This is a genomic window from Peptidiphaga sp., from assembly GCF_057238965.1.
This window is the reverse complement of record NZ_DBHHEV010000023.1, coordinates 15,456-28,129: the sequence shown is the minus strand read 5'-3', so window position 1 is coordinate 28,129 and position 12,674 is coordinate 15,456. Positions and strand designations below refer to the sequence as shown.

General features: G+C 62.8%; 11 protein-coding genes, 1 tRNA gene and 1 pseudogene. 7 read left to right on the top strand and 6 right to left on the bottom strand.

The window, feature by feature from the left end:
- The 3 genes from ACO48X_RS04420 to ACO48X_RS04410 all read left to right on the top strand — a co-directional run.
- On the top strand, nucleotides 1-640 hold a 640-nt coding region (locus ACO48X_RS04420; RefSeq protein ID WP_485000919.1), incomplete at its 5' end, for a class E sortase.
- Between the two features lie 13 nt (nucleotides 641-653).
- Nucleotides 654-809, top strand: a complete 156-nt coding sequence (locus ACO48X_RS04415; protein ID WP_040322492.1) for a hypothetical protein — start codon at nucleotides 654-656, stop codon at nucleotides 807-809.
- Complete coding sequence (locus ACO48X_RS04410) at nucleotides 809-1,453, top strand: anthranilate synthase component II (protein ID WP_485000918.1); 645 nt, start codon at nucleotides 809-811, stop codon at nucleotides 1,451-1,453. The genes ACO48X_RS04415 and ACO48X_RS04410 overlap by 1 nt, the downstream gene beginning before the upstream one ends.
- A gap of 283 nt (nucleotides 1,454-1,736) precedes the next feature.
- Here the strand turns inward: ACO48X_RS04410 and pknB are convergent, their stop codons facing one another.
- Genes pknB through ACO48X_RS04380 form a run of 6 tightly spaced genes read right to left on the bottom strand, consistent with a single transcriptional unit; the run spans nucleotide 1,737 to nucleotide 9,173 of the window.
- The gene (gene pknB, locus ACO48X_RS04405; RefSeq protein ID WP_485000917.1) at nucleotides 1,737-3,641 is read right to left on the bottom strand and encodes a Stk1 family PASTA domain-containing Ser/Thr kinase; all 1,905 of its coding nucleotides are present in this window, start codon (nucleotides 3,639-3,641) and stop codon (nucleotides 1,737-1,739) included.
- A 46-nt stretch (nucleotides 3,642-3,687) separates the two neighbouring features.
- Nucleotides 3,688-5,130, bottom strand: a complete 1,443-nt coding sequence (locus ACO48X_RS04400; RefSeq protein ID WP_485000916.1) for a peptidoglycan D,D-transpeptidase FtsI family protein — start codon at nucleotides 5,128-5,130, stop codon at nucleotides 3,688-3,690.
- A gap of 17 nt (nucleotides 5,131-5,147) precedes the next feature.
- Nucleotides 5,148-6,575, bottom strand: coding sequence for an FtsW/RodA/SpoVE family cell cycle protein (locus ACO48X_RS04395; protein ID WP_485000914.1), 1,428 nt, complete (start codon nucleotides 6,573-6,575; stop codon nucleotides 5,148-5,150).
- Nucleotides 6,572-7,963, bottom strand: a complete 1,392-nt coding sequence (locus ACO48X_RS04390; RefSeq protein ID WP_485000913.1) for a PP2C family protein-serine/threonine phosphatase — start codon at nucleotides 7,961-7,963, stop codon at nucleotides 6,572-6,574. The genes ACO48X_RS04395 and ACO48X_RS04390 overlap by 4 nt, the downstream gene beginning before the upstream one ends.
- Nucleotides 7,963-8,481 carry an FHA domain-containing protein FhaB/FipA gene (locus ACO48X_RS04385; RefSeq protein ID WP_485000912.1) on the bottom strand — a complete coding sequence of 173 codons (519 nt, stop codon included), beginning with the start codon at nucleotides 8,479-8,481 and terminating at the stop codon, nucleotides 7,963-7,965. Before ACO48X_RS04385 ends, ACO48X_RS04390 begins: the two co-directional genes overlap by 1 nt.
- The gene (locus ACO48X_RS04380; RefSeq protein ID WP_485000911.1) at nucleotides 8,478-9,173 is read right to left on the bottom strand and encodes an FHA domain-containing protein; all 696 of its coding nucleotides are present in this window, start codon (nucleotides 9,171-9,173) and stop codon (nucleotides 8,478-8,480) included. Before ACO48X_RS04380 ends, ACO48X_RS04385 begins: the two co-directional genes overlap by 4 nt.
- A 382-nt stretch (nucleotides 9,174-9,555) precedes the next feature.
- On the opposite strand from ACO48X_RS04380, the gene ACO48X_RS04375 reads away from it, so the two are divergent.
- The 4 genes and pseudogenes from ACO48X_RS04375 to ACO48X_RS04360 form a co-directional block, all read left to right on the top strand.
- Entirely contained in the window at nucleotides 9,556-10,116 is a 561-nt protein-coding gene (locus ACO48X_RS04375) for a hypothetical protein (RefSeq protein ID WP_485000910.1), read from the top strand.
- 109 nt (nucleotides 10,117-10,225) lie between these two features.
- Nucleotides 10,226-10,309, top strand: a tRNA-Leu gene (locus ACO48X_RS04370).
- 1,420 nt (nucleotides 10,310-11,729) lie between these two features.
- Nucleotides 11,730-11,867 (top strand): hypothetical protein, encoded by a 138-nt coding sequence (locus ACO48X_RS04365; protein WP_485000909.1) that lies wholly within the window; start codon nucleotides 11,730-11,732, stop codon nucleotides 11,865-11,867.
- 212 nt (nucleotides 11,868-12,079) lie between these two features.
- Nucleotides 12,080-12,674 (top strand): annotated as a pseudogene (locus ACO48X_RS04360) (asparagine synthase-related protein); the annotation flags it as partial.

Sequence of the window (12,674 nt, the reverse complement as noted above, 5' to 3'; positions counted from 1 at the left end):
CGTGGTGATCGGCCTGGTCATCGTCTGGCAGGTCTGGTGGACCGACATCATCGCCGGCCAGGAACAGGAAGAGCAGATTGCGCGCGTCAAAGGCCAATGGGGCAGCCAGAACGAGACGAAGATCGGCAGGGCCCGCACCGACCCGCCGCCGGCGGTCGAGCACGTCACCGGGATCGGCGACGTCGAGGGGATCATGTACATCCCGAAGTTCGGCAAAGACTACGAGCACTCCATAGAGTACGGGACGTCGCTCAGCCAGGTTCTCGACAAGGGCGCCTTCGGCCATTACAAGGACACCGCGTACGTGGGAGAGGTCGGCAACTACTCCTTGGCCGCCCACCGGCAGACTTACGGCGCGCCGATGCGCAACGTCGACAAGCTCAAGGCCGGCGACCCCATCATCGTAGGCACGAAAGACGCCTACTTCGTCTACTACGTCAACTCTTCGTATGTGGTTTCGCCCAACGACGTCGACGTCGTGGCGCCCGTTCCAAAACAACCTGAGACAAAACCCACGGAACGACTCATGACCATCACCACCTGCCATCCGCCTTTCGTCTCCGACAAGCGATGGATCATCCACGCGAAGTACGACCACTGGGTCGCGCGAAGCGACGGAATACCAGCGGAAATGAAGTAGAGAGGAAACCGACGTGTACTCATGGATCTGGCGCCACCTGCCCGGGCCCGCATGGCTGCGGTTCTTCGAGGCTCTCGCCCTTCTGTTCGCTGCGGTCGCGGTTCTGTTCACCTGGGTCTATCCCTGGGTTGCCGACACCTTCCCCGCCTTCGACAACACGGTGGGCTGATGGCGAAGCTTCTGGTCATCGACAACTACGACAGCTTCGTCTACACGCTCGTCGACTATCTCCGCCTGCTGGGCGCGAGCGCCACGGTGGTCCGCAACGACGTCGTGGATCTGGCTTCCATCTCCTCCTACGACGGCGTGCTTGCCTCGCCCGGCCCGGGAACCCCGGCCAAGGCCGGGGCGACCGTCGCCGCCGTCGAGCAATGTGCGCAGACCAAGACCCCCATGCTGGGCGTGTGCCTCGGGCATCAGGCGCTGGCCGAAGTCTTCGGCGGGGTCGTCTCGCATGCGCCGACGCTGGTGCACGGGAAGACGTCCGTCATCCGCCACAACGGCAGAGGGCTCTTCGAGGGGCTTCCCTCGCCGCTTACGGTCGGAAGGTACCATTCGCTGGCGGCCGAGCCGGACACGGTCAGGGAGCTTGTCATCACCGCCCGCACCGACGATGGGATCGTCATGGGCGTCGAGCACTCCGAACTTCCCCTATGGGGCGTGCAGTTTCACCCCGAATCGGTGCTGACCCAGGGCGGGCATCGGATGCTTGCCAACTGGCTGGCGGCGTGCGGCCAGCCCGAGGCTCTCGAAGCGGCGCACGGCAAGGCGCCCCTTATACGATTCGAGGAGCGGGCCTCCCAGGGCTGTTGAACGGGCCCGCGCAGACTCACTTTCTAGCGGGAGCTTCTCGGCACCGAAATCGATGCGGTGACGGCGCGCGCTTGAACAATGAAGGCGGGGCCGAACCAGTTTGGTTCGGCCCCGCCTTCATTCACAGCCCGTGTGTGCCGGCCCGACCAGCGTTTCGGCCCGACTTCGGCCCGGCGTGCGTGAGCCGACCCGCCTATCCAGCCCCGGCACGGCACGAGCCGCTTTCGCAGCTCGCCTCCCGCTCGCCGGCGCTTGCCGCGCAGGAGGAGCGGGAGGGAGGCTTTTAGCCGCCCGTCGCCGTGGGCGCGACCGTCGGCACATCAGTTGGGGGCGGCGTCGTCGGGTTGTTGTGAGTGGGGCTCTGCGTCGGCGCCGGCGTCGTCGGGTTGTTGTGAGTGGGGCTCTCCGTCGGCTGTTGGATGTTCGTCGTGTACTTGCCGACTTGAAGAGTGACGTTGCCCGCGCCGTCGGTCTTTCTGCCGATGACCTTCCCGTCTTCGGCCTCGGAATAGACCGGAACGTAGGTCACGTTCACCTTGTATCCCGCGTTTTCGAGCTTCTTCTGCGCCTCTTCGGCCGAAAGATTCGAAACGTTGGGAATGTCCGAGTCGCCGCCGCCGGAGACCTTGATGTCCACGGTCGACCCCTCTTCGACGGACTCGCCCGCTTCGGGCGACGTCGAAACGACGGTGCCGCTTGTGGCTGAGTTGCCACTCGAATTGGTGATCTTACCCACCTTCAAGCCGGCTCTGTCAAGCTTCCTCTTCGCCTGGTCGAGGCTTATTCCGGTCACGTCGGGGACGGTGATCTCGGAGTTGCCGGACGAGAAGTGGACGGTGATCTTCTCCCCCTTGCTCACCGTCGATCCGGGGGAAGGCGACGAGCTGACGAACTGGCCGGCCTTGACCGTGTCAGAAGCCTGGTCGCTGCCCTTGACGAAAACGAGCCCTTCCTCCTCAAGCGCCTTCTTGGCCTGCTTTTCGGTCATGCCGGTGAGCTTGGGAACGGTCACCTTGTCGGTGCTGTCGGCGGATGCCGTGTTCGTTGGCTTCGGGTCGGGGCTGTCGCCCGAAAACAGCGCGTAGAGTCCGATGACAGCGGCCATGGCGAGAAGGACTCCGGCGATCCACATCATCTGGCGGTTTCGCCTGCTGTTGTTCGTCCCACCTGAGCCTACGGCCGGTTGAACGCCCGTTTGCCCCGAGGAAATGACGGGGGCCGAGGTCGAAGTCCGCGGAAGCGCCGTCGTCGCCTGAGTGGCGGGGGTCGGCGGATTCACCGGCATTGGCACGGTCTTCATGGCCGCCGTGACGGCGGGGGCGTTGACTCCCTCGCCGCGGGCCGCCGAAAGAAGGTCGCTCCTGAACTCCGCGGCGTTCTGGTAGCGCTCATCGCGATTCTTGGCCAGGGACTTCATGACGACCCGGTCGATCGTGTCCGGGATGTCGGGGAACATCTCCGAGGCCGGCTTGGGCGCTTCGGAGACGTGCTGGTAAGCCACAGCCACCGCCGAATCTCCGGTGAAGGGAGGCTTCCCGGTCAGAAGCTCGTAGAGAAGGCAGCCGGTCGAATAGAGATCGGACCGGGCGTCGACGACCTCGCCGCGAGCCTGCTCTGGCGACAGGTATTGCGCGGTTCCCACAACAGAGTTCGTCTGGGTCATCGTGGCCGCGGAGTCGGCGATGGCTCGCGCGATGCCGAAATCCATGACCTTGACTTTGCCGTCCGGTGTGAGCATCACATTGCCGGGCTTGATGTCCCTGTGGATGATGCCTTCGTGGTGCGAGTATTCGAGCGCCGAAAGGACGCCCGTGACCACTTGCACCGCTTCCGCGATCGGAACGGGCTCCCCGGTTGTCAGAAGGGAGGCGACGGTGCGTCCCTTGACGTACTCCATGACGATGTAGGGCAGCGAGATCTCGTGCCCGGTGGCCGTTGTGACCGGGGATTCGCCGGTGTCGTAGACGGCCACGATCGACGGATGGTTGAGCGCGGCGGCGGATTGGGCCTCGCGCCTGAAGCGCGCAAGGAACAGAGGGTCCGCAGCCAGGTCCGTGCGCAGGATTTTGATGGCAACCGTTCGTGACAACCGGGTGTCGTAGCCCAGGTGGACCTGGGCCATGCCTCCGCGTCCGATGAGATCGCCGATCTCATAGCGGCTGCCCAAGATGCGGGGGATGTCAGTCACGCCGTCACCTTTCTCTCGCAGTGATTGTGGATTGGGGACGCCGTCATCATGAGGACCCCAAGTACGCTTGTATGACTTTTCGTGCGATGGGCGCGGCCACCGAGCCGCCGTCGCCGTTCCATCCGGCGTTTCCCGAGTTCTCGACCACCACGGCGACGGCGATCTTCGGATCGTCGGCGGGCGCGAAGCTCACGAACCACACGTGCGGCGGCGTCGAGGCGTTGATCTCAGCGGTGCCGGTCTTTCCGGCGACCTTCACGCCCGAGATCGCGGCTCGGTGGCCCGTTCCCGATTCGACGTCGGCGACCATCATCTCCTGCATGTGCTTCGCCGTCGTCTTCGACATCGCACGCCCGAATTCCTTCGGTTTGGTGTTCGAAATGACGTCGAGGTCCGAGGTGAGGGTCTGCTTGACGATGTGCGGCTCCATGACGACGCCGTCGTTGGCGATCCCCGCGCCGATGAGGGCCATCTGCATCGGAGTGACCCGGATGTCCTGCTGGCCGATGCTGTCCATTGCCAATGCGGATTTTCCGGAGGGCTCCGGGAACCGCGAGGAGCTGACTTTCTGTGGCGTCTCAAACGTCGTCCCGAAGCCGAACTTCTTGGCTTGTGCCATCATCTTCTCCCCGCCTACGTTGACGCCTCCCATTGCGAAAGGAGTGTTGCACGACTGGATGAAGGCCTGGCGCAGGGAGACGCGCCCGGACCCGTCCCCGCAGGAGCGCTCGCCGGGGTTGTCGATCTTGTGGGTCGTCCCCGGAGGGGTCCAGGTGTCGGGCGCGTCGACGATCGAATCGGGCGTGAGGTCCGAGTTCTCGAGCATCGCCGTGGCCGTGAGCATCTTGAACGTCGAGCCGGGGGCGTACTGGTCGCCTCCGATGGCGCGGTTGACGAGCGGGCGTGTTTTGTCTGTGCTCAGCTGGCTGTAAGCCGCCCTTGCTGCCTTCGAGTCGTGGGTCGCCAGCTGGTTGGGGTCGTAGGAGGGCGTCGATACCTGGGCGAGGATCGCACCGGTCTTCGGATTGATGGCGACGACGGCGCCGCGTTGGTTTCCAAGGGCCTCGGCGGCGGCCTTTTGCGCCGCGGGGTTGAGTGTGAGGGAAACTGCGCCGCCCTTGCGGTGCGAGCCCGATATCATCTCTTGGATCCGCTGGGTGGTCAATGCCGAGTCGGACCCGCCGAGCACTCCGTTTTCTGCCCGCTCGATTCCCGTCATCGAATTGTGGGCGGTTGAAAAGTAGCCCGTGATGTGGGCGTAGGCGCTTCCCGCCTTGTACTCGCGTTGATACTTATACGGATCGTCGACGGCGGTCGAGACCACGATGGATTCGCCGTCGACGATGATCGGGCCGCGTTCGGTTCCGTACTCTCGGTAGAGGGTCCGGGCATTGCGTGCGTCAGAGTTCAGCTTCGGCGCCTGGACGTACTGCACGTAAGTGGCCATGGTCATGAGCGCCAAGAACATGGCGAAGACAAGAGAGGCCATTCTGCGGATTGGGCGATTCACAGTTTCACCACCTGCGTCTCAAGGGCGTCGTTCTTATTCGAGGAACTGTCTTTCTCCAGTTCGGGTATGGTCTTGAGGAAATCGTCCGAGGGAAGCGGGTCGGCGGTGGCCGGGCGCCTGGCCGAGTCGGATATGCGCAGAAGCAGGCCGATGATGATCCAGTTCGTCATGAGCGCCGAGCCTCCGTGTGCAAGGAAAGGCATCGCGAGTCCCGTGAGCGGGATGAGACGGGTGACGCCTCCCACGACGACGAAGCACTGGATGGCCACGGTGAAAGCAATGCCCGTCACCAGAAGCTTGCCGAAGCCGTCGCGGAGGACGACCGCGGTGCGCAGGCCGCGGACGACGATGATGAGGTAGATGCAAAGAAGCGCCAAAAGCCCGATCAAACCGATTTCCTCGGCGAAGGAGGCGATGATGAAGTCGGAGCTGGCCGCGTAAACCTTGTTGGGGTAGCCCTGGCCCAGACCGGTGCCGAACAATCCGCCCGAGGCCATGCCGAAAAGCCCCTGCACGAGCTGGAAGGATCCGTGGGCGGAGTCGTAGACGTCCGAATCCAAGGCGTGCAGCCACACGGTGAAACGGGCCTGAACGTGGGAGACCTGGCTGACGATGACGGCGACGCCGAGGGCGGCGAGGAGGCCGCCGATGGCTATCCAGGAAACCCGCTCGGTCGCTACGTACAGCATGCCGACGAACAAGCCGAAGAAGAGGATCGCGGTTCCGAAGTCCTTCTCCATCACGAGGACGGCCATGCACGCTGCCCAGGCTGCGAGTATCGGAATGAAATGGCGGGCTTTCGGCCAGCGAATGCCCAAAAACTTCGGGCCCGCCAACGAAAGGTTGTCGCGTTCGGTGACGAGGTATCCCGCGAAGAACACGGCGAAGCAGATCTTGGCCAGCTCAGCCGGCTGGAAGGACATTCCGATGTTGATCCAGATGCGTGCGCCGTTGATGGTCCGTCCGAGCCCCGGAACCATCGGCAGCAGCAGGAGGACAATGCCCGCGATGAGGCTGGTCCACGTGAAACGGCGCAAGGTGCGATGGTTGCGCAAAACGATGACCGTGCCCACCATGAGGGCAATGGCGACGAAGGACAGGAAGAGCTGGTTCGAAGCGTGGTCGGTCTCCTCGGCGATGTCTACCCGGTAGATCATGGCGAGCCCCAGACCGTTGAGGGCGAGGGCGGCGGGGAAGAAAACCGGATCCGCGTAGGGCGCAAAGCGTCGGACGACGACGTGCGCGCCCGCGGTGGTCAGGACGGTGACCAGGAAGATCTGGGGGAAGGAGGGCGGGAGGCCCGACTCTCCGACGCCCAAATGGACGAGGCAGTAGGCAGAAAGCCCTGAGAAGAGGGCCAAGCCCAAGAGGACCGCCTCCGGAAGGCGTCCGCTTCGTGGGGAAGTTTGGGTGACGACGCTCATGGATTGGCCCCCGGCGTCGGATTGGAAGTTTGAGGGGGCTGGCCGGGTTGCGCCGGCTGGTTCGACTGACCCGGTTGAACCGGCTGCCCAGGTTGCCCAGGCTGTTCCTGCCCGGGCGCGGTGGGCGCTGGCGTCGTCGCAGAAGGACTCGGCGAGGGAGACGGGCTCGGAGTGCTGCGCTGGGCCCTGAGATTGGAAACCACGGCGCGGGCTTCGCCCAGCGAGCTGCGGGTGATCGGGGAGGACAGCCGTTCGCGGGCCACCGACGGAAGCTGCGAGACCGGGATGTTCGTCCGCTCGTAGACCGAGGAGAACGAGATCGGGCCGATGGATTCGGGTATCCCCCGGTAGATCGTCACCTTGCCGCCGTCGACCGCGACGTAGTACTGCCCCTGGGTCCAGCGATAGGCCGCGAACAGACCCCCGAACACGATGGCCAGAACGGCGAAGACGACGGCGAGCCTTGCGGCGGCGCGCGAACGAGGCGGCTCTTCGGGCAACGCCTCCGATTCGTTTTCCGCCGTGTCTTTGACGGCCCTCTTCGAGGTCAATGCTGCGGCCTTGGCCGCTGCGGACGTGCCGCCGCGGGTCGGCTTGCGGTAGTCGACCGCGGCCGAACCCACGACGATGGGATGCTGGCTGCGGGGCACCTCGTGGGTGCTCTTGTCGTCGACGACCTCTGCAAGCACCACGGTGACATTGTCGGGCGCTCCGCCCGCCAACGCCAGCTCGATGAGGCGTTCGCCGGCGTGGACGATGTCCATGCCCGCCAAAGTCGACTCAATCGTGTCGTGGGCCACCACGCCGAACAGTCCGTCGGAGCAGAGCAGCCAGCGGTCGCCTGGAACGGCTTCCCGAATTGACTCGTCGATCTCGACGTCGCCGGGGGTGTCGCCGAGCGCTCGCATGATGACGTTGCGCTTCGGGTGGTTCTCCGCCTCTTCGGGCGTGATCTGGCCGTGGTCGACGAGGAACTGGACGAGGGTGTGGTCATGCGTGACCTGCGTGAGAACGCCGTCGCGCAAGAGGTAAGCCCGAGAATCCCCGATGTGGACCATTCCGAGCTTGTTGCTGGAACGCAGGAGCGCGATGCATGTCGTGCCCATTCCGCCGAGCTCGGGGTCCGCTTTGGCGCGGTCGACGAGGTCTGTGTGCGCCTCGTTGACGGCCGTGCGCAGAAGCGGAATGAGGTCGTCTGCGCCGTAGACGTCGTCGTCGAGCGAGGCAAGATGCCCCACGGCGACGGAAGAGGCGACGTCCCCGGCGGCGGCTCCGCCCATCCCGTCGGCGAGGACAAGGAGATTGGGCGAGGCGTATCCGGCGTCCTGGTTGTTGGATCGAACCAGGCCGACGTCGGAGAACGCGGCGAATCGAAGCTGAATACCCATTAACGCAACTCCATGGTGGTGCGCCCGATGACGACGGGAACCCCCGGCCCCACAGGCGTGGGCGTGGTTATGCGCTTTCCTCCGATGTATGTGCCGTTGGTCGAATCGAGGTCTTCCACCCACCATTGGCCGCCCTCTTGGTAGAAGCGGGCGTGCCTGGAGGATGAGTAGGAATCGTCGAGCACGAGGGCGGAATCGGGTGAGCGTCCCACGATGATCTGAGAGGTTCCCAGCGGAAGCGACGTGCCGGTCAGCGGCCCCGCGGTCACGGTGAGTGCGGAGACGGTTGCCGGGGCTTGTTTCGCAGGCGTCTGGGGCTCGCGGCCCGACGACGCCTGCTTCCGGGGCTGCTGCGCGGCCTTCGAAGCCTTGGCGCGCCGTCCCTTGACGAGTGCGCGGCGATCGCGCACCTGGGTTCCGTAGACGTCGCGGCGCAGCGTGAAGACTACGGAGAAGACAAAGATCCACAGCAGGGCGAGGAAGCCCAGGCGAAGAAGTGTGAGGACTAGTGCGCTCATGCTGTTCCCGGTGAGTTCCAGAACATTATGTTTGTGCGTCCGATCGTGATCGTGTTGCCGTCCACAAGAGTGGCGGCCGTGATCTTGTGGCCCTCGACGAAGCTGCCGTTCGTGGAGCCGAGGTCAGTTGCGATGACGCCGTTGGGCGTCGCCTTGAGCTCGAGATGACGGCGGGAGATCCCTGTGTCGTCGACGGTGATGTCGCATTCGGACCCTCTTCCGATCACGGTGACTGCGCCGGTCAGGAGATAGCGGTCGGGGCCTATGGCGATGATCGGGTGGCCCGATTGGACCGACGAGGTCGCCGGCGCGACCGCGCCTCGTTTGATCAGGGCCTCGACCTGAAGGCTGCCGGATTTGAGGGTCTCGTCTGTGTCGAATGCGATCCGAACCGGGCCGAGGAGGGTGTAGTCCTGCTCTGTGGCGTAGGAGGTGACCGCCAAGGTGATCTCCTCGGTCAGGGCGTCCTCGCTCCATTGAGCCATCGTCTCCCGGTCTTTCGGCGAAAGCCGGATGACGAAGTCGTTCGGACTGATGATGCGGTCGCGGCTCATCGTGGCAGAGTTCGTATCCATCGCCTTCTTGACTGCAGACGTGATCTCCACCGGTTTGAGCTCCGACTGGAAGGCGCGGGAGAAGACGGATGCCACCGCGCTCTCCACGCCCCTTTCGAACTTTTCGAATGCGCCCACAAGACACCTCCTATCAACGCAACATCAGTCTTAACGATACGGCGAAATCCCCCGCAAGGCATCATCGTACGGGCCTTCTCCCCAAAGGTTTGACGGCGAACACACTGGATTTGCGGCGCTTGGCCGCGTTCGGGGCACCGAGTAAGCCGATAACGTAACAGTGGACCGACGACGAATTGTGGGATGTGACACTTTTTAACACGACGGTAGTTGAATATGAAATAAGATGTTCAAGGCCAATCGGTCCGACGTCGGAGTGCCCGCCAACGGGGTCTCGTTCGCATTGGTCGGCGCAGATGCAGGCTCCGGCCCACCGGATCTGTTCGACGCCCGTCTGTTCGAGACCCGGGGCGACCCGGCGTCGCCATCGTGAAAGGAAACTATGTCCAAGGCAATCTATTCTGCGCTCGCGAAGGTCCTCGCGGCAGTGCTGGTCGCAGCGGGCGCAGCCGCGATCGTCGGAGGCAAGATCGCCCACTCGACGGTCTCGGAGCAACTCGCCCAGGAGCGGATCGACATGCCCTCCAAGGGCGGCATCGAAGCGCTCAAAGACAAGGAGTCGAAGGAGGAGCTTCGCCCCTACATCGGACAGAGGCTCACAACCGGCCCCCAAGCGAAGGCCTTTGCCGACCATTACATCCGCCAGCACATGCTCGAGGCCTCCGGCGGCAAGACCTTCGAGGAGGTCTCCGGGCAGTACATGTCTTCGCGCGGCAAGGTCTCGGCGGACCAGGAGGCGAAGCTCAAAGACCTGCGCCAGACCCTGTTTGAGGGCAACTCGGTGCGCGGCATGCTCCTCAACGCCTACGGCTGGTGGACGGTGGGAACGATCACTCTCTTTGCCGGCGTCGGACTTGTGGTTCTCGGCATTGCCCTCGCAATCCTTGGTTTCGGCGTTTTGAGGCCGAAGAAGGCAGAAGCGAAGCCGACGGAAAGGGAGTAGGCGGAAGGCGTCCGAGGCCGACGGGCGAAGTGTCCCAAGGATCATCGCCGTCGGACTTGGAAAACCCGGCGGCGGCCTATATGCTGTAGGTCGCCGCGCAAGCGGCCAAGCTCAAGTGGCGGAATAGGCAGACGCGCACGGTTCAGGTCCGTGTGCCCGAAAGGGCGTGGGGGTTCAACTCCCCCCTTGAGCACCGACACGGTTTGAACACAGACGCACAGCGTATGCGGCTGATGCACCTATAAAGAGTGGTGCATCCATAAACATGCAAAGCGCTTCTCCTCATCCAGGACCCGTGCCTTTGACTTCCATGTCGGTCCGTTCCCCTTTTGAAAGCCTGTTTGCAGCCCGTCCCCGTCCGTGGGCTAGCTTCGGTGCGCAACGGTTGGCGACTCCATAGGCGCGCATCTGTGAGCTGCGGTTGGCGGTGTCGAACGGGCAGTCTCGCCCTTCGTCGTCCATGGGCGCGCGTTCGTTGGCGACGAGCCCGTAGACGTCGACATGCGCATCTGTCTTCGAGGTTCGGCGGCGTCGACGGGCGCTTCCTTCATCTTCGTTTGCTGGGAAAGCCTTAGATCCAAAGCAGAGGGCGACGACGTCGCCCGTTTCTTCCACGCCCAAGTCCAGGAGGTTTCGAACTGTCTTTTGCGTTCTCAAGCGACTTTTGTACAGAATCGAAAGTTTCTCTATATAAAACTTCCAGGTGCAAAAGATAAATCTTGACGTTTGGCTTGCGTTTCCAAAGATGGGAAATATGCATTTTTGTACTGGCAAAGCAAGGAATGAAATTCATTTATAAAGGGCTTTGAAGTATTCACAGTATATCGACTCACATTCGTCGTCTCGGATATTGTGCGTGCCATTTGAAAGGAACTTGGGCACAGTTCGTATGCTCGCTGATAGAGTCAGCGGTTCTCCTTCTTTTCATGCGCCTCATTGGCCTTCGAATTTGATCGGAAGCTATGGGCAAGAAGGTGTCGATAGCGAGACTAAACGTGTTTGTCAATGGTGTGAGTAAACCCTTGGTCGCGCTTGTGCCGATCGATACCCGCTAGTAGTCTTCAAACCAAGCGAAGTAAATACAACTAAAGAACACAGCTGACGGTGCCCTGGTACAGCATCGGGTTGAGTCTCGATTCGGCAAAAGAGAATCGATGCTTCGCAAGCCTTCACCTCTCAAGTGGATCGGTTGGCGATCGCGACCGGCAAAACTTGACGACAACCAGATAGAAGACCTATCACGACTGAGACTGATGCTTTCTCTACTCAGAGGCTTCTATTAGGACGTTTCTATTCTGGCGGCGTTCTTTCCGTCAACCTGGTGCGCACACCCTTGTGCATGTCGTCAAATGCATTGTTCTTCGATCTCCCCTTGCCACTCTGACCTTGTCAACTCTTCTCTAAACGCTCGCCGCCCTAGACGCGGAGCGCGTTTCCCAGGCTTGGTTTCCCATTCGGGGGCCGAAAGACCAACTCGTTGCTGCCAGTCGTGGCGCCCGCGGCGTGACGGGTATGGAAGCCGTTGTCACATTGTTCTGCCGAATAGAGGAATCGTTCGTCGAAACACGTGGAACGGCTTAAGTCACAAACAACAAACAAAGGAGGTGGCCTCAATGGCTACGTACGTTTCTCCCATGATCGAAGAGATCGCCGATTACACCGACACCACTCGTGGATACTACCTCGGCTGGGCCGACGCCTTCGGCGGCGGTTTCGGCGGCGGTCGCTGGTACCCCGTGCCCTGGTGGTGAGTCCGTCGCGCTCTTGAGCGCAGCGAAACCCAGCCAAGGCGGGATTGGACGGTGAAAGCTGTCCGCCGCGGAGGCTCGGCTGCGAGAAGGCTGTGGCCGGGCGCCGCGTCGCCGGACGCCGACGTTCTTCTGATTCCCACCTGAACGGCACATCCCTGGGTGTGGGCCAGCGTTCTGGCTCACACCCAGGTTTCAACTAGGAGCGAAGACCGATGCAGACATTGCTGGAGACTTTCCGACCCGACGAGCGCCGCCTCGTCTCGGTGCAGCTTTCGCCATATCTCGAGTGGTGGGTCGCCGACGGCCGCCGACGCGAACGGCTTAGCCGTTCCGACGTCAGTTTCGACGTCCCGGAGTCTATGCGCGAGACGGTTCTCGGGCTGCCGCACCGTGCGACCATTCGCCGGGCGGCGGAGGAGCTTGTGCGCACCGACAGTCCGGGCGTCGCCGTTCTCTTCGACGGCACGGAGGTGATCGCCCTGGTTCCGGCGTGGTCGGGCGAAAGCCTGTACTGGGCGGCCAAAGACGGCGTTCTTCTTCTGTCGACGTCGGCGCGCTCAATCGCCAAGGAGATAGGAGCCGACATCAACCGCGCTTTCCTCGCCTCCTTCTTGGTGGACGGCCTTCCCCTCGGCGTGATGTCCAGAATCTCTCCGTGGGACGGCGTACAGGCGCTCGCGCCCTTCGAAATGCTCCGGGCAGACAGAGATTTGAGGGATTCGAGCGTCAACGCCCGGCCCGTTCAGGTCTCTCCCCGCAACGAGCCGATCGGCGAGGATGAGGGGGATGTAGACGAAGGCGTGAGGG

Bases quoted from the DNA above. Each gene is read 5' to 3' on its own strand.
- ACO48X_RS04400 (WP_485000916.1), bottom strand. From the start codon at position 5,130: ATGGCCTCTCTTGTCTTCGCCATGTTCTTGGCGCTCATGACCATGGCC.
- ACO48X_RS04385 (WP_485000912.1), bottom strand. From the start codon at position 8,481: ATGAGCGCACTAGTCCTCACACTTCTTCGCCTGGGCTTCCTCGCCCTG.
- ACO48X_RS04375 (WP_485000910.1), top strand. From the start codon at position 9,556: ATGTCCAAGGCAATCTATTCTGCGCTCGCGAAGGTCCTCGCGGCAGTG.
- ACO48X_RS04365 (WP_485000909.1), top strand. From the start codon at position 11,730: ATGGCTACGTACGTTTCTCCCATGATCGAAGAGATCGCCGATTACACC.
- ACO48X_RS04410 (WP_485000918.1), top strand. From the start codon at position 809: ATGGCGAAGCTTCTGGTCATCGACAACTACGACAGCTTCGTCTACACG.
- ACO48X_RS04390 (WP_485000913.1), bottom strand. From the start codon at position 7,963: ATGGGTATTCAGCTTCGATTCGCCGCGTTCTCCGACGTCGGCCTGGTT.
- ACO48X_RS04395 (WP_485000914.1), bottom strand. From the start codon at position 6,575: ATGAGCGTCGTCACCCAAACTTCCCCACGAAGCGGACGCCTTCCGGAG.